A 15,597-nucleotide genomic window follows, 5' to 3' on the forward strand; every position below is an offset into this window, starting at 1 on the left:
TGACGTCCGCTGCGAGATACGCCCCGAAAGCGTCCGTACCCACCGGCTCGGCGCGCGCTGTTCGCACAGCCCGCCCTCGCCGCAAAGCAACAAGGAAGTGTCACCGATGAACACGCTGGACTTCGTCGATCAGGCGTCGCTGCGCGACGACATCCCGGCTTTCGGCCCCGGCGACACCGTCAACGTGCACGTGAAGGTGATCGAGGGCTCGAAGGAACGCATCCAGGTCTTCAAGGGTGTCGTCATCCGCCGCCAGGGCGGCGGTATCCGCGAGACCTTCACGGTGCGCAAGGAGAGCTACGGCGTCGGCGTGGAGCGCACGTTCCCCGTGCACTCGCCCAACATCGACCACATCGACGTCGTCACCCGTGGCGACGTCCGCCGCGCGAAGCTGTACTACCTGCGCGAGCTCCGCGGCAAGAAGGCGAAGATCAAGGAGAAGCGCTGACCCGCCACGGCGCTGACGGGCACCGGTCCGTTCGCTGGCTAGTGTGAACCCGTGACCGATAAGCCCGAGTCGTCGTCCGAGGACGTTGTCGGCAGGCCTGACTCCGACGCCGAACCGCACGCCGACGACCAGGACGAGACCCCCGGCCGCAAACACTCGGCGCTGCGCGAACTGGCCATCCTGGTCACCATCGCGATCGTTCTGTACTACGTGATGCTCACGTTCGTCGCGCGGCCGTACCTGATCCCGTCGGAGTCGATGGAACCCACGCTGCACGGGTGTCCCGGCTGCGTCGGCGACCGCATCATGGTCGACAAGGTCACCTACCGGTTCACCGAACCGGCACCCGGCGACGTCATCGTGTTCAAGGGCCCGCCCAACTGGAACATCGGATACAAGTCGATCCGGTCCGACAACCCCGCCATCCGCTTCGTGCAGAACGCGCTGTCCGTCGTGGGATTCGTCCCGCCGGACGAGAACGACCTGGTCAAGCGAGTGATCGCGGTGGGCGGTCAGACGGTGGAGTGCCGTGCGGCCACCGGGCTGACCGTCGACGGCAAACGGCTCGTGGAGCCGTACCTGGACCCCAAGACGATGATGGCCGATCCTGTCGTCTACCCCTGCCTGGGCAACGAGTTCGGGCCGGTCACCGTCCCCGAGGACAAGCTGTGGGTGATGGGGGACAACCGCACGCATTCGGCCGACTCGCGCGCGCACTGCACGAACCTGCCCGGTGACGCGCAGCGCGGCCTGCTGTGCACGGGCGACCCGGAGGCGGGCACCATCCCGGTGGACAATGTGATCGGGAAGGCACGGTTCATCGCCTGGCCGCCGGGGAGATGGGGCGGCGTCGGTTCGGTGAACCCGCAGACCGCCGACCCGAACCAGTAGGGACCGTAGGAGAACCGCGATGAGCCGCAGGCGCGAGGGGGTTTGAGCGTGCCGGCGTCATGGCCGCCCCGCACGGTGATCCGCAAGGCCTCAGGTCTGCGCACGCTGGAGTCGGCGCTCTACCGCAACGGTCTCGGGCCGGTGGCTGGGGTGGACGAGGTGGGCCGCGGCGCGTGCGCCGGCCCGCTGGTGGTCGCGGCGTGCGTGCTCGGCCCGAACCGGTTGGAGAGCCTGGCCGCGCTCGACGATTCGAAGAGGTTGGGCGAGAAGGAGCGGGAGCGGTTGTTCCCGCTGATCCGCCGCTACGCGCTGGCGTACCACGTGGTGTTCATCCCGTCCGAGGAGGTGGACCGGCGCGGCGTGCACGTCGCCAACATCGAGGGGATGCGGCGGGCGGTCGCGGGTCTGTCCGTGCGGCCGGGTTACGTGTTGTCCGACGGGTTCCGCGTGCCGGGGCTGCCGACGCCGTCGCTGCCGGTGGTCGGCGGGGACGCCGCGGCCGCGTGTATCGCGGCGGCCAGTGTGCTGGCCAAGGTGAGCCGCGACCGGTTGATGGTGGCGATGGAACGCGACCACCCCGGCTACGGTTTCGCCGAGCACAAGGGATACAGCACACCGGCGCACACCGCCGCGCTGGCCGAACTCGGACCGTGCCCGCAGCACCGATATTCGTTCATCAACGTGCGCCGGTTGGTCACCGCGGGTACCCCGCAGATCAGCGGGGGGCTGACCGACGCCGAACCCGGGCAGTGCTGTGAACTCGGGTAGGGGAGGATTGCGATGAGCCGCAGGAGTGAACAGCCACCGGCCGTGCCATACCGACGTGAAGGACAGCAGTACTGATGAGCGCCGAGGATCTCGAGAAGTACGAAACCGAGATGGAGCTGTCGCTGTACCGCGAGTACAAGGACATCGTCGGGCAGTTCAGCTACGTGGTGGAGACAGAGCGCCGGTTCTATCTGGCCAACAGCGTGGAGATGGTGCCGCGCAACGCCAACGGCGAGGTGTACTTCGAGCTGAGGTTGGCCGATGCGTGGGTGTGGGACATGTACCGGCCCGCCCGGTTCGTCAAACAGGTCCGGGTGATCACGTTCAAGGACGTCAACATCGAAGAGGTGGAGAAACCGGAACTGCGGCTGCCGGAGTAGCCTCCTCGGTTCTCACCGGAACTCGGCGGCGATCGCGTCGAACGCCGCGATGGTGGCCTTCAACTTGTCGTTCTCCTCGGGCAGCGCCCAGCTCGACAGCTTCGCCGCGACCATGCCCGCGCGCCGGTTGACGTAGATCATCTGGCCGTGGATGCCCAGGCACAGCAGCACGTCGTCGCCGGGATACGGCAGCCAGCACTTGTTGCGGTACATCCCGCCCGGGAAGCGGGCGGTGTCGCGGCCCGCCGCGAACGCGTCGCGGGAGTCCGCAGCACCGGTGAACGTGTCGGCGATCCACGACGGCGCCACGACCTGCCTGCCACTCAGCGACACCCCCTCGGTGAGGAACAGCGTGCCCACCCGGACCAGATCGCGCAGACAGGCGTTGATCCCGCCGTCGAACATGCCGGTGCCCTCGCGGTCGACGCCGATCACCGCGTCGGCCTGGGCCCCGAGACGACTCCAGAGCACGTCGGACATCAGTGCAGGCATGCGGGTGCCGCCCGCGGCTTCACACACCCAGCCCAGCACGTCGGTCTCACACGAGCGGTAGTCGAACGGGCCGCCGTGCGGGCCCTTCCGGCGCAGGGTCAGCAGGAAGCCGTACATGGTGTCGGGCAGGTCAGGGACGGTGCGCGGCGCCCACCCGATCGCCTGCTCGAGCAACCGCACCTCGGCCAGCGGGTCGAGGTAGTCCTCGGAGAACGCGATGCCCGAACGCATGTCGAGCAGGTCTCGCACGGTCGCGCCGGCGTAGCCGCACTCCGCCAACGCCGGGACGTAGGTGCTCAGCAGCGCGTCGGGCGCCAGCGCGCCCTCGCCGATCAGCGCCCCGGCGACCGTCGCGACGAGGGTTTTGCTGACCGACATCAGCAGGTGCGGGGTGTCGGGGAGCATGCCCGCCGGATACCGCTCCTCGAGGACCGCGCCGTGGCGGGTGACGATCCACCCGTCGGTCGCGGTTGCGCCCATCACGTCGCCGACGGTGGTCGTGCCGCCCGGCAGGACGATCTCCGACAGCGCGGCAGACCGCGCGGGCATCTCGGCGACGGGACCGTCACCGCGGGAGATCCGCGCGGTGGGCAGGAAGTCGGCGAGATGTTGGAATGCCCAGTGCAGATGGGGAACGGTCTGCCAGTTCTGCAGGGTCAGACCGGGCGGGACGCTCACGGTGCCGACCTTATCGGTGGCGCCGGAACGACCGGGTGCGCCGCCGTGCAGTGTCAGACTGAACGCGTGCGATCCACCGCCAGATGCTGGCTCACCGACATGGACGGCGTACTCGTCCGCGAAGAGCACGCCCTTCCCGGCGCCGCCGAATTCCTCGCGCGGCTCGTCGAGCGCGAGCGACCCTTCCTGGTGCTGACGAACAATTCGATCTTCACGCCCCGCGACCTGGCCGCCCGGCTGGCGCGGTCGGGGCTGATCGTGCCCGAGGAGTCGATCTGGACCTCGGCGCTGGCCACCGCGACGTTCCTGGCCGACCAGTTACCCGGCGGATCGGCCTATGTCATCGGCGAGGCCGGTCTGACCACCGCGCTGCACGAGGCGGGCTACACGCTGACCGACGTCGGACCGGATTTCGTGGTGCTGGGGGAGACCCGCACCTACTCGTTCGAGGCGATCACCAAGGCCGTCCGGCTGATCCTCGGCGGCGCCCGGTTCATCGCCACCAACCCGGACGTGACCGGCCCCTCCGCGGAGGGGCCGCTGCCCGCCACCGGATCGGTGGCCGCCATGATCACCAAGGCCACCGGCAGGGAACCCTACTTCGTCGGGAAACCGAATCCGATGATGTTCCGCAGCGCGCTCAATCGCATCGAGGCGCACTCGGAGAGCACGGTGATGGTGGGCGACCGGATGGACACCGACGTCGTCGCGGGCATCGAGGCAGGTCTGGAGACCATTCTGGTGCTGACCGGGTCGACGAGCGTCGAGGACGTCGAGCGTTATCCGTTCCGCCCGAGCCGGGTGCTGCCGTCCATCGCCGAGGCCATCGACTTGGTGTGACGGTATGGCTGACAGCACCGGACGGGAAGCCCTCGACGACCACTTCACGGCGACGATCTCGGCGCTGTCCGCGCCGGCCGTGGCGCGGCGCGGCGACGACGACCCGGTGCGCGTCGGTTCGACGGTGACGGTGTGCGAGGCGCTTGCGGTGTTCGGGGCCGCGCTCGCCAGCCGCCACCTCGACCTCGCCGCCCGATGGCTGCGCGCACAGGGCCGCGGGTATTACACGATCGGATCGTCGGGCCACGAGAGCAACGCCGCGGTGGCCGCGGCGCTGCGGCCCACCGATCCGGCGCTGTTGCACTACCGGTCGGGCGGATTCTTCCTGGCCCGCGCCCAGCAGGTCGACGGCGGTCTCACCCGTGGGATCCGCGACGTGCTCCTGGGCCTCGTCGCGGCCGCCGACGAGCCGATCTCGGGTGGCAGGCACAAGGTGTTCGGCCGCGCCGACCTCGGCATCATCCCGCAGACCAGCACGATCGCCTCGCATCTGCCGCGCGCTGTCGGGGTGGCGTTCTCGACGGCCCGCGCCCGCAAACTCGGCGTGGCCTGCCGCTGGCCGGACGACGCGGTCACGGTGTGCAGTTTCGGCGACGCTTCGGTCAACCACTCGACCGCGGTCGGCGCCCTCAACACCGCCATGCACACCGCCTATCAGGGCATGCCGATGCCCCTGCTGTTTGTGTGCGAGGACAACGGCATCGGCATCTCCACCAGGACCCCGCGGGGTTGGATCGCCCGCACGTACGCCCGGCGCGAGGGGTTGCGGTATTTCGCCGCGGACGGGTCCGACCTGGTGGGTAGCCTCGAAACCGCCAGGGCGGCAGCGGAATACGTGAGAACACACCGTCGTCCCGCGTTCCTGCACCTGACCACGGTTCGGCTGATGGGCCACGCCGGCTCCGACTACGAGCCGGGCTACCGCCGCCCCGACGAGATCGTCGCAGACTTCGAGCGCGACCCGGTGCTCGGTACCGCGAAAGCGTTTGTCGCCCAGGGTGTCCTGTCGCCGGCGGAGGTGCTCGAGCGGTACGAGGCCGCCCGGTACGAGGTCCTCGACTTGGCCGGCGAGGTGATGGACGCGCCGCAACTCGGCAGCGCCGCCGCCGTCGAACGCCCGCTGCGCGAGAGCCTCGACGAGGCGGTCGCCGCGTCGGGCGCACCCGCGCCGGGGGAGCCGTCGGCCTCGCCGGTGACGGTGGCGCAGGCCATCAACCGCGCCCTGGCCGACACGTTGGCCCGTCACCCGGAGGCGCTGATCTTCGGCGAGGACGTGGCGCGCAAGGGCGGCGTGTACGGCGTCACCCGCGGTCTGCAACAGAAGGCCGGTCGGGCGCGGGTGTTCGACACCCTGCTCGACGAGCAGGCCATCCTCGGTCTCGCCCTGGGTGCGGGGGTGTCGGGCCTGCTGCCCATCCCCGAAATCCAGTACCTGGCCTACGTTCACAACGCGGCCGACCAGATCCGCGGCGAGGCCGCCACCCTGCAGTTCTTCGCCGACCGGCAGTATCGCAATCCCATGGTCGTGCGCGTCGCCGGTTACGGGTACCAGAAGGGCTTCGGCGGACACTTCCACAACGACAACTCGATCGCGGCGTTGCGCGACATCCCCGGTGTGGTGATCGCCTCTCCGGCACGCCCGGACGACGCCGCGGCGATGATGCAGTCCTGCGTGGCCGCCGCGAAGAGCGCGGGTGCGGTGTGCTTGTACTTGGAGCCGATCGCGCTGTACCACACCAAGGATCTGCACACCGACGGCGACGAACAATGGCTGGCGCCGCTGACCGGGACGGCCGCCCCGATCGGCCGGGCGCGCACCTACGGTGACGGCGCCGATCTGACGATCCTCACCTTCGGCAACGGGCTGTGGATGAGCTTGCGGGTGGCGCGCCGACTCGAACGCCTCCACATCGCCACCCGCGTCGTCGATCTGCGCTGGCTCGCGCCGCTGCCCGTCGAGGACATGCTGCGCGAGGCGCAGGCCACCGGGCGGGTGCTCATCGTCGACGAGACCCGCCGGACCGGTGGGGTGGGCGAAGGCGTACTCGCCGAGCTGCTGGCGCACGGATACACCGGCCCGGTCGACCGGGTGGCCGGGCGCGACAGCTTCATTCCGCTGGGCGACGCCGCCCTGCAGGTGCTGCTGAGCGAGGACACCATCGAGGCGGCGGCGATCAAGCTGGCCCGCACGGCGGGCGGCTGAGCGCTTGCTAACTTGAGCGGATGCCTGCAACCGATCCGGTCCGGCCGCTCGCCGGGGTACGCATCGTCGAGATCTCCAGCTTCGTGGCGGTGCCGCTGGCGGGGATGACGTTGACGCAGTTGGGCGCCGAGGTGATCCGTGTCGACCCGGTCGGGGGCGCCGCCGACTACCGGCGCTGGCCGCTCACCGACGCCGGCGACAGCATCTACTGGGCCGGCCTGAACAAGGGCAAGCGGTCGGTGGCCGTGGACATGCGCAGTGCCGAAGGCCAGGATCTGGTGACCCGGCTGATCGTCGACGCAGGGGTGTTGATCACGAATGTCGCGGGGCGGCAGTGGCATTCGTACGACACATTGGCCGCCCACCGCCCGGATGTCATTCACGTCGAGGTGTCGGGGCGCGCCGACGGCGGCACCGCGGTCGACTACACCGTCAACGCCGCCACCGGATTCCCCCTGGTGACCGGTCCGCCCGAGTTGGCCACCCCGGTCAACCACGTGCTGCCGGCGTGGGACGTGTCCTGCGGACTCTATGCCGCGCTCGCGGTGACGACCGCGCTGCGCCACCGCGACAGCACCGGCGCCGGTGCCCGGATCAGTATTCCGCTGGAGAACGTGGCGCTGGCCACCGCGGGCAATCTCGCGTTCCTCACCGAAGCGATGGTGACCGGCGAATCCCGTCCGCGGGTGGGCAATTCGCTCTACGGCACCTACGGCCAGAACTTCGTCAGCAGCGACGGCGCCGCGTTCATGGTGGTGGCGCTGACCAATCGGCACTTCCGCGACCTCACCGAACTGACCGGGACCGCCAAGGCCGTCGCCGCGCTGGGTGAGGCACTCGGCGCCGACTTCACCGACGAAGGCGACCGCTACCGTCATCGCGATGCGCTGACCGGGTTGTTCACCGTCTGGTTCAGCGCGCACACCGCCGACGAGGTGGCGTCGGCGCTGTCCGGCACGTCGGTGCTGTGGGAGCGGTACCGCAGTTTCGCCGAGGTCGCGGGCGACGCCCGCGTCACGGCCAACCCGCTGTTCACCGAACTCGACCAGCCCCGCGTCGGTCGGTACCTGGCTCCCGGTCTGCCGGTCTCGTTCGACGGCACCTACCCGCCCGCGGTCGCCGCGCCCGCGCTGGGCGACGACACCGCGGCCGTCCTGTCCGAGTGGCTCGGCATCTCCGCCGACGAGGTCTCCCGGCTCACCGAATCCGGTTCGGTCGCAACGGGATCGGGTGGCGCGTGAGCCGCCTGCTCGAGTTCCTCGACGTGGCGGCGGGCGAGCGCGCGGACACCTGGGTCGGACCGCCGAGCGGGCCGGCGGGCAAACGCGCCTACGGCGGGCACCTCGCCGCGCAGAGCCTGGCCGCGGCCGCGCGCACCGTGGCTCCCGACCGCCCCCCGACCGCGATGCATCTGCAGTTCCTGCGCGGCGGTGAGGCGGGCGACGCGGTGGTCTACGAGGTCACCGCGGTCCACGACGGCCGCACCACCGCGGCCCGGCGGGTCGAGTCGCGGCAGGCCGGCCGGCTGCTGACCGCCGCGACGGTGTCATTCGCCGTGCCGATGGCCGGTCCCGAACACGGCCACCGTCGGCTGCCCGCCCCCGGCCCCGACGGCCTGGAGCCCACCGGGCCGCCCGGTCCGGCGCCGTCGGTGCCGCTCGACGAGCTCGACATCCGTGTCGTCGACAACGGCTCCGGCGAGGATTTCGTGCGGCGGTTCTGGTGGCGTGCCACGGTTGCCCTGCCCGCGAATCCGCTCCTGCACACGGTGATCGCCGTCTACGTCACCGACCTCTACATGATCGACCCGGCCCTGCAGGTGCACGGGCATTCGATGCGGGCGCGGACCCATCGCAGCGGCACCACCGATTCGTCGGTGTGGTTTCACCAACCGGTACGGGCCGACGAGTGGAACCTGCTCGAGTCCACCTCACCGGCCGCCGCCCGGGGCCGCGGCGTGATCACCGCGAGCCTGGTCCGCGCCGACGGCGTGATCGCTGCCACGCTGGCGCAGGAAGGGCTCATCGCCGAGCGGGAACCGCGGCCGCACTGACGCTCGGTCTGCGCTCGCGCAACCGCCGCCGGAGCAGGGTGAGCGCCTGGGTGAGCAGCACACCGACCAGGAGCGACGCGGCCACACCCAGCGCGGGGCGACCCTCGAACAAGGCATACACCTGGAAGTGCGTGAGATAGGTGTACAGCGACGCCTCGGCGACGACGCCCGCGACCACCGTCAACCCGGGCGGGCAGCGCAGGGCGGGGAGCCAGATCAGCAGCACGAAGCCCGCGAGCACCAGCAGCTCGCGGTTGGTGTCCTCGAAGTACCCGTACAACCCGACCACGAGCGCCACCGTGACCGCGATGCGCTGCCACGGTGTGCGGGCCTTCGCGGCGGCCCAGCCGGCCGCGAAGAACCAGAACGTCAGCATCGTGAACCAGGCCTCGCGGCCGAGTTCCAGCCCCAGGACGTCGTAGCGCAGCGCCAGCCCGACGGCCAGGAAACCCACGGCGAACGCGAACGGCCTGCGCCGCTCGGCCCGGTCGGCGGCGGGCAGCGCCATCAACGCCGCCAGCGCGACGAGGGTCCACACCATGACCTCGACGAACCAGAGCCGCCCGGCGGTCATGCTGTCGTGCGGACCGAGGAACTTGTTGGCCAGCAACAGGTTCGAGAGGTGGTAGTCGTCGGTGACCAGCAGGGCGATCACCACCCACACCACCGACGGGATCGCGATCCAGGCGATCGTGGTGCGCAGGTGCCGCACCCGCTGCACGCGCGGGGCGGGCGTCAGGCAGAAGCGGCCGAAGTTGTACCCCGCGATGCCGAGCAGCACGTGCGCCCCGCCCCACAGTTCGAACAGCGTGGCGTGGGACCCGACGATCAGTACGATCGCGACGGCGCGCAGCGCCACGCTGGTCTCCAGGGTCGCGGTCCAGCGCCGGCGCTTCGGCGTGACCTGAGACTGGAGGTCGCGCAGAGGCATTCGCTGCCAGTCGCCGGGCAGCCTACCCAGCGCCCGTTCCAGCCGCACCGACATCGTCACGTAGGTCAGCGAGTTGCCGCCCAGGTCGATGAAGCTGGCGGCCGGGTCGACGGCGTTGCGGTCGAGGTGCAGGACGTCGGCGAACACCGCCGTCAGATCCGCGGTCGGCGGTGTGTCGTCGAGCGGCGCGGCCAGCGCCCGGACCGCGGGGTAGTCCGGCTTGCCGGTCGGCAGCATGGGCAGCTCGGCGACCGCGACGGCGTGCACCGCGCTCGACGGCACCCCGGCGGCGTCGGCGGCCAGTCGCGCCACCTCCGCCGGGCGGTGGGGTGCGGCCGCGGCGACGACGAGGCGGTCGTCGAGGTCGGTGCACAGGGCGGCGACGCCGCGGTCGCGCAACGCCGTCTCGAGCCGCTGGAGATCGATGCGCAGGCCGTACATCTTGACGAACCGGCTGCTGCGGCCGATCACCTCATAGAGGCCGTCGGGGCGGCGGCGGGCGATGTCGCCGGTGTGCAGCGCCTCGACCTCGTCGCCGCGCGAGAGGTCGGCGGATCCGTGCGCGTAGCCCATCATCACGTTGTCGCCGCGGTAGACGAGTTCGCCCGCGGCGTCGTCGGCCGGCCAGCCGTCGAGCGGTTCGATCGTGAACGAGCCGCCGGGGATCGGCACCCCGATGCAGCCGGGATGGGTGGCGGCGAGCTCGGGTGGGAGGTAGGCCATCCGGGCGGTCGCCTCGGTGGCGCCGTACATCACGATTAGCCGCCAGCCGCGGGCCGCGCCGAGTTCGGCGTGGCGCCGCACCCGCTCGGGGGCCATCCGGCCCCCCGCCTGGGTGAGGTAGCGCAGGTCGGGCAGGTCCATGGTGTCGAACCCGACGCGGTCGAGCAGGTCGAACGTGTAGGGGACACCGGCGAAGCTGGTGCCGCGGTGGCGGCGGAACAACGCCCAGAACTCGTCGTCGACGACGGAGTGTTCGGTGAGGATGAGCGCGGCCCCACGCAGCAGGTGGCTGTGGATCACCGAGAGGCCGTAACAGTACGACATCGGGAGAGTGGTTGCGGCCCGGTCGGTTTCGCGGATGTCGAGGTAGTCGGCAATCGCGCGGGCGTTGCTGATCAGGTTGCGCCGCGACAACCTGACCAGCTTCGGTGACCCGGTGCTGCCCGACGTGGACAGCAGCAGCGCGAGGTCGTCGTGCAGGCGGTGCGCGCTGCCCGCGCGGCGGGGATGCAGGCCGGCCGCGTCGACGACGACGTCGGGATCGTAGGAGGCCGTCAACTCGCTGTGGTCCCGTCCCGCCGGAACCGGCAGCACCACGTGGCCGCCCGCCAGGGCCCCCAGGTAGTGCACCAGGGTCGGGAGGTCGTTGCGGGTCTCGAGCAGCACCAGGCGACGGGTGTCCCCGAGCCGAGCGGCGACGTCGGACACCCGGTCGGCGAGGTCGCCGTAGGACACCCGCCCGGAGTCGGTGAGCACCGCGGTCCGATCGCCGTGGGCACGCAGGTGTGTCACGAGGCCGCTCATGTCAGCACCGCTCCGTGACCCACCACATCGATGCGCACCTTGGCATCGACGGGCGGCGGGGAGAGGCTGTGCTGGCGTACGACGATCGGCGCGGCGTCACCGGCCGGGTCGATCGTCAACAACACGTCATGGCCGAGGAATTCGACGCCGATGACCGTCCCGACACCGTCGAGCCGCCCGCTGTCGTCGACCACCGTCGCCACGAGCTGTTCGGGGCGCAGCATCAGGGTGGCCGGACCGTCGTCGGCCGTCACCGGGATGCGTCCGAGGGCACTGTCGGCCACATTGCCCGACACGGTGCACGGCAGGGTGACGCAGTCGCCGAGGAACTCGGCGGTGAACCGGTCCACGGGTTGGCGGTAGACCTGTTCGGGCGAGCCCACCTGGGTGAAGCGCCCGTCGCGCATGACGGCCACCTGATCGGCGACCGAGAGCGCCTCCTCCTGGTCGTGGGTCACCAGCAGGGTGGTCACGCCGGCGCGGGTGAGCAGGCCCGCGACGGCCTTCCGGGTGGAGGCGCGCAGCCCGGTGTCCAGGGCGCTGAACGGTTCGTCGAGCAGCATCAGGTCGGGTTCGCGGGCCAGCGCCCGGGCCAGTGCGACGCGCTGCTGCTGACCACCGGACAACTGGTGCGGCCGGCGCTGGGCGAACGTGGCGTCGAGCGAGACGGTGTCGAGCAGGTCGGCCACCCGGGCGCGCACCGCGGCGCTCCGGGCGCTCCCGGGCAGGCCGTAGGCGATGTTCTGGCCGACCGTCAGGTGGGGGAACAGGGCGCCGTCCTGGGCGACGTACCCGACGCTGCGACGGTGCGGCGGCACCGCGCTGGTCGCGCTCGCGACCCGCCGGCCGGCGATGGTGATGGTTCCGTCGTCGGGGGTCTCGAACCCCGCGATGAGCCGCAGCAGCGTGGTCTTGCCGCAGCCGGAGGCCCCGACGATGGCGGTCAGGCTGCCCGGTGCCACGTCCAGGTCGATGTGGTCGAGCACGGTGCTGCCGTGGAACGTCTTCGCGAGCGCACGGACCTCGAGCAGGGCGGGGCCGGTCACCGGGCGGCCCCCTTCGTCGACTGTTGGAGCAGGATCATCGTCACCGGGACCGCCAGCAGGACCAGCACCAGGGCGAACGGTGCGGCGGCCGCGTAGTCCAACTCGCTGGCGTAGGACCAGAACCGCATCGACAGCGTCCGGGTCCCGGTCGGGGCGAGCAGCAGCGTCGCGGTCAATTCCGTTGCGACGGCGACGAACACCATCGACGCGCCTGCGGCCGCGGCGGGTGCGGTGAGGCGCAGCGTGACCTGAAGGAACGTCACGGTCGGGGAGCGGCCCAGCGAACGGGACGCCTCCTCCAGGCCGGTCGGCACCTGGGCCAGCCCGGCGCGCACGTTGACCAGGGCGCGCGGCATGAACAGCAGGACGTACGCGAACACGATGAGCGCCACGCTCTGGTACAGCGGGCGGACGACGTGGATCGTGACGGTGACGAGCGCCAGCGCGGTGACGATGCCGGGTAGCGAACTCGTCACGTAGTTGGCGCCTTCGACTGCGCGGGCGAGGAATCCGCTGGACCGCACCGCGACCCAGGCGACGGGGAATGCCAGCGCCGTCGTCAACGCGGCGGCGATCCCGGCCAGCACGACCGTCTGGCCGAGTGCCTCGCCGATGTCGTCGAACGCCCACACCTCGGCGCCGCCGATGTAGAGCCAGCGCAGGATCGTCCACACCGGCACCCCGAGGGCCAGCACGGCCAGGGCGGCGAGCGTCACCTGTGCGCCGATCATGCTGCGGCCCAGGTGAACCGGCGCGGCGGCGCGTTGTGCCCCCGAGCCGATCCGCGCGTAACGCACCTTCCCGCGGGCGGCGGCCTCGGCGAGGAGCAGCACCAGGCACAGCACCACCAGCACCCCGGCCAGCATGCTGCCCGCCGCACCGTCGAACGTCACCTGGAACTGCTGGAAGATCGCGACGGTGAAGGTGTCGAAGCGCACCATCGCGAACGCGCCGAACTCCGCCAGCAGATGCACCGCGATCAGCAGCCCGCCACCGAGGATGGCCAGCCGCAGTTGGGGCAGCACCACCCGGAAGAACACCCCGGCCGAATGGGATCCGAGCGCGCGCGCCGACTCCTCGACGGCCGGATCGAGCCGGCGCAGCGTCGCGGCCGCGGGCAGATACATGAACGGGAAGTAGGACAGCGTGGTGACCAGGACACCGGCCCAGAGTCCGTGCAGCGACGGGACGACGCCGACCCAGGCGTAACTGTTGACGAACGCCGGCACCGCCAGCGGCGCGACGAACACCGGACGCCAGAAGGCACGGCCGGGGAGGTCGGTGCGTTCCACCAGCCACGCCACCCCCACACCGATCACCACGCACAGCGGAACGGTGACCGCGACCAGCGCGACGGTGTTGAGCAGCAATTCGCCGACGCGCGGCCGGACCACCAGTTCGTAGGCCCGGCTCCACCCGATCGAGATCGCCCCCCACACGACGTAACCCAGCGGGATCAGCGTGGCGGCGACCAGGATCGCCACCGTGCCGGAGACCAGTGGGCCGGGCCGGGCGGTCTTGTCGGACCGCGTGACCGGTGTCGCGGGGGGTGGAACGGGCGGGGCGGCGGCGACCACCTACAGCAAGCCAGCCTTCGTCATCAGATCGGTCACCTTCTGGGCGTCCAGCGTGGAGGGATCGACCGTCGGTGCCTGCAGCGTGTCCAGCGGCGGCAGGGCGGGGTTGGCCGGCACCCCGCTGGCAACCGGATACTCGAACGACGTGCCCTTCTCGAGCACCTCCTGTCCGGCCCGACCGGTGATGAACGTGATGAACTGCTGCGCCTGATCCTTCTTGTCGCTGGACTCGAGCACCCCGCCGCCGGAGAGGCTGACGAACGCGCCCGGGTCCTGGTTCTTGAAGTAGTGCAGCGCGGTGTTGCCGCTGATCTCCTTGGTCTTGGACTGATCGCGGAACCAGTAGTAGTGGTAGATCACGCCGCCGTCGACCTCACCGGCGTTGACCGCCTTGAGCGTGGCGATGTTGTCGTTGTAGATGACCGCGTTCGCCTTCATCCCGGCCAGCCACTGCGCCGTCGCGGGTTCACCTTCGAGCTGGAGCAGGGCGGCGACGATCGCCTGGAAGTCGGCCTTCGCAGGCGGGGCGCCCCAGCGGCCCTTCCATTCGGGCCGCTGCAGATCGAGCAGCGATTTCGGCAGCTGATCGGCCTTGAGGCGGGACGGGTTGTAGACGAATACGGTGCTGCGCGCCGCGACACCGGTCCACTTGCCTGTGGCCGGCCGGTACTGCGCGGGAACCTGACCGACGGTGGCGGCGTCGAGGTCGGCGAACAGCCCGGCGCGCTCGACGGCCGCCATGGCGGGCGAGTTCTCGGTCAGGAAGACGTCGGCGGGTGAGGCATCCTTCTCGGCGACCAGTTGGTTACCCAGTTCGGTGTCACCGCCCTGACGGTAGGAGACCTTGATCCCGGTCTCCTCGGTGAAGGCGTCGATCCACTCCTTGGTCAGCGACTCATGCTGCGCGTTGTAGATCAGCAGCTCGTCGGAGTCGTCGGAACTCGAGCAGGCGGCCAGACCCGTCACCACCGCGAGGACCGACACGACGGTGACGATCGGGCGGGTGATCCGGCTCAAACGTGGTCGCATCCAGTGCATCCTTCCCGCGCCACGGGCGCTGTGACCTGAGGCAGACCTAAGTGAAGATACCCTTCCCTATCTGCCGGCCGGGACCTTGTCGCCGACTGGACCGCCACGACCGCAATGCCCCTGATGCGCCATTCGGTAGCTGTCACGATGCGGTAACGATGTCGTGAAGGCACTCTGCGGGTTTCTTGAATCGCGCGTCGATGCCTTAACGAACACTCAGGGAACGGCATCGGATTGAGGCCGACATCACTGCCCAATCTGTCACGCGTTTCGCATTCTGACCAGGCGGTTTCCGGGGCTCGAAGTCCTCCGGTTCTGCGCGGGTACGTTGGCCTCTGGTCGCGGGGGAGAGCGACCGTTCACCACACAGACGAGGAAAGACGAGACATGACCATGTCATCGAAGACCGCACGCCGCGGAATGGCCGCGCGTTTGCCGCGTGCGCTCTGGGCGGCGTGGCCGCGGCGACCATCGCGCTGCCGACCGCCGCGGCGCAGCCTGCCACGTGCGACGCCACCGGCTTCGCAGCCGGCCGGCGAGGGCGAGGCTTCGGTCCGGGCGTACTTCACCGCCCACCCGAATGAGTTCGTGGACCTGCGCAACATCGCCCGGCCGCTGATCGATCAGCGCAACCAGTGCGGGGTGACGGTGCAGCCGGGTCAGCTCGCGACGCTGTTCGACGCGCTCGCCGAGTAATCCCGGCGACGAGAACCGCCGCCGCAGCGACGCGGCGG

Annotated in this window: 14 protein-coding genes; 9 read left to right on the forward strand and 5 right to left on the reverse strand. The window is 70.5% G+C overall.

The features are described 5' to 3' along the window. Positions 1–106 precede the first annotated feature (106 nt). From rplS to AU196_RS03400, 4 genes are all read left to right on the forward strand, one after another. On the forward strand, positions 107–448 hold the full coding sequence (rplS, locus tag AU196_RS03385; protein WP_059093674.1) for a 50S ribosomal protein L19: 342 nt from the start codon (positions 107–109) through the stop codon (positions 446–448). Positions 449–499: 51 nt separating this feature from the next. After that, on the forward strand, positions 500–1,339 hold the full coding sequence (gene lepB / locus AU196_RS03390) for a signal peptidase I (RefSeq protein WP_059093675.1): 840 nt from the start codon (positions 500–502) through the stop codon (positions 1,337–1,339). A 48-nt stretch (positions 1,340–1,387) separates the two neighbouring features. Then, positions 1,388–2,107 carry a ribonuclease HII gene (locus AU196_RS03395; protein ID WP_059093676.1) on the forward strand — a complete coding sequence of 240 codons (720 nt, stop codon included), beginning with the start codon at positions 1,388–1,390 and terminating at the stop codon, positions 2,105–2,107. Positions 2,108–2,181: 74 nt separating this feature from the next. Further along, positions 2,182–2,487, forward strand: coding sequence for a DUF2469 domain-containing protein (locus tag AU196_RS03400; RefSeq protein ID WP_011559372.1), 306 nt, complete (start codon positions 2,182–2,184; stop codon positions 2,485–2,487). Between the two features lie 12 nt (positions 2,488–2,499). On the opposite strand, the gene AU196_RS03405 is transcribed toward AU196_RS03400, so the two are convergent. After that, positions 2,500–3,657 carry a serine hydrolase domain-containing protein gene (locus AU196_RS03405; RefSeq protein ID WP_059093677.1) on the reverse strand — a complete coding sequence of 386 codons (1,158 nt, stop codon included), beginning with the start codon at positions 3,655–3,657 and terminating at the stop codon, positions 2,500–2,502. Positions 3,658–3,723: 66 nt separating this feature from the next. Between AU196_RS03405 and AU196_RS03410 the strand changes: the two genes are divergently transcribed. The 4 genes from AU196_RS03410 to AU196_RS03425 are packed head-to-tail and all read left to right on the forward strand — an operon-like array spanning position 3,724 to position 8,753. Further along, entirely contained in the window at positions 3,724–4,497 is a 774-nt protein-coding gene (locus tag AU196_RS03410) for an HAD-IIA family hydrolase (RefSeq protein ID WP_059093678.1), read from the forward strand. Positions 4,498–4,501: 4 nt separating this feature from the next. Further along, the gene (locus AU196_RS03415) at positions 4,502–6,700 is read left to right on the forward strand and encodes a thiamine pyrophosphate-dependent enzyme (RefSeq protein WP_059093679.1); all 2,199 of its coding nucleotides are present in this window, start codon (positions 4,502–4,504) and stop codon (positions 6,698–6,700) included. 20 nt (positions 6,701–6,720) lie between these two features. After that, entirely contained in the window at positions 6,721–7,941 is a 1,221-nt protein-coding gene (locus AU196_RS03420) for a CoA transferase (protein ID WP_059093680.1), read from the forward strand. Continuing rightward, positions 7,938–8,753 carry an acyl-CoA thioesterase gene (locus AU196_RS03425; protein ID WP_059093681.1) on the forward strand — a complete coding sequence of 272 codons (816 nt, stop codon included), beginning with the start codon at positions 7,938–7,940 and terminating at the stop codon, positions 8,751–8,753. Before AU196_RS03420 ends, AU196_RS03425 begins: the two co-directional genes overlap by 4 nt. On the opposite strand, the gene AU196_RS03430 is transcribed toward AU196_RS03425, so the two are convergent. The 4 genes from AU196_RS03430 to AU196_RS03445 are packed head-to-tail and all read right to left on the reverse strand — an operon-like array spanning position 8,722 to position 14,863. After that, positions 8,722–11,211, reverse strand: a complete 2,490-nt coding sequence (locus AU196_RS03430; RefSeq protein WP_059093682.1) for an AMP-binding protein — start codon at positions 11,209–11,211, stop codon at positions 8,722–8,724. The genes AU196_RS03425 and AU196_RS03430 overlap by 32 nt on opposite strands. Next, a complete protein-coding gene (locus tag AU196_RS03435; RefSeq protein WP_059093683.1) occupies positions 11,208–12,257 on the reverse strand; it encodes an ABC transporter ATP-binding protein in 1,050 nt (349 codons plus the stop codon). Before AU196_RS03435 ends, AU196_RS03430 begins: the two co-directional genes overlap by 4 nt. Continuing rightward, positions 12,254–13,834 (reverse strand): ABC transporter permease, encoded by a 1,581-nt coding sequence (locus AU196_RS03440; RefSeq protein WP_059093684.1) that lies wholly within the window; start codon positions 13,832–13,834, stop codon positions 12,254–12,256. The genes AU196_RS03435 and AU196_RS03440 overlap by 4 nt, the downstream gene beginning before the upstream one ends. Next, positions 13,835–14,863 carry an iron ABC transporter substrate-binding protein gene (locus tag AU196_RS03445; protein WP_059093727.1) on the reverse strand — a complete coding sequence of 343 codons (1,029 nt, stop codon included), beginning with the start codon at positions 14,861–14,863 and terminating at the stop codon, positions 13,835–13,837. Between the two features lie 387 nt (positions 14,864–15,250). Between AU196_RS03445 and AU196_RS03450 the strand changes: the two genes are divergently transcribed. After that, a complete protein-coding gene (locus tag AU196_RS03450) occupies positions 15,251–15,559 on the forward strand; it encodes a hemophore-related protein (protein ID WP_231737316.1) in 309 nt (102 codons plus the stop codon). The last annotated feature ends 38 nt before the right edge of the window (positions 15,560–15,597 follow it).

This window comes from Mycobacterium sp. IS-1742 (assembly GCF_001500125.1).
In the GTDB taxonomy this organism is placed as follows: domain Bacteria; phylum Actinomycetota; class Actinomycetes; order Mycobacteriales; family Mycobacteriaceae; genus Mycobacterium.

Coding starts and splice junctions, on each gene's coding strand:
- rplS (WP_059093674.1), top strand. CDS start 107: ATGAACACGCTGGACTTCGTCGATCAGGCGTCGCTGCGCGACGACATC.
- AU196_RS03400 (WP_011559372.1), top strand. CDS start 2,182: ATGAGCGCCGAGGATCTCGAGAAGTACGAAACCGAGATGGAGCTGTCG.
- AU196_RS03415 (WP_059093679.1), top strand. CDS start 4,502: ATGGCTGACAGCACCGGACGGGAAGCCCTCGACGACCACTTCACGGCG.
- AU196_RS03420 (WP_059093680.1), top strand. CDS start 6,721: ATGCCTGCAACCGATCCGGTCCGGCCGCTCGCCGGGGTACGCATCGTC.
- AU196_RS03430 (WP_059093682.1), bottom strand. CDS start 11,211: ATGAGCGGCCTCGTGACACACCTGCGTGCCCACGGCGATCGGACCGCG.
- AU196_RS03445 (WP_059093727.1), bottom strand. CDS start 14,863: ATGCGACCACGTTTGAGCCGGATCACCCGCCCGATCGTCACCGTCGTG.
- AU196_RS03450 (WP_231737316.1), top strand. CDS start 15,251: ATGACCATGTCATCGAAGACCGCACGCCGCGGAATGGCCGCGCGTTTG.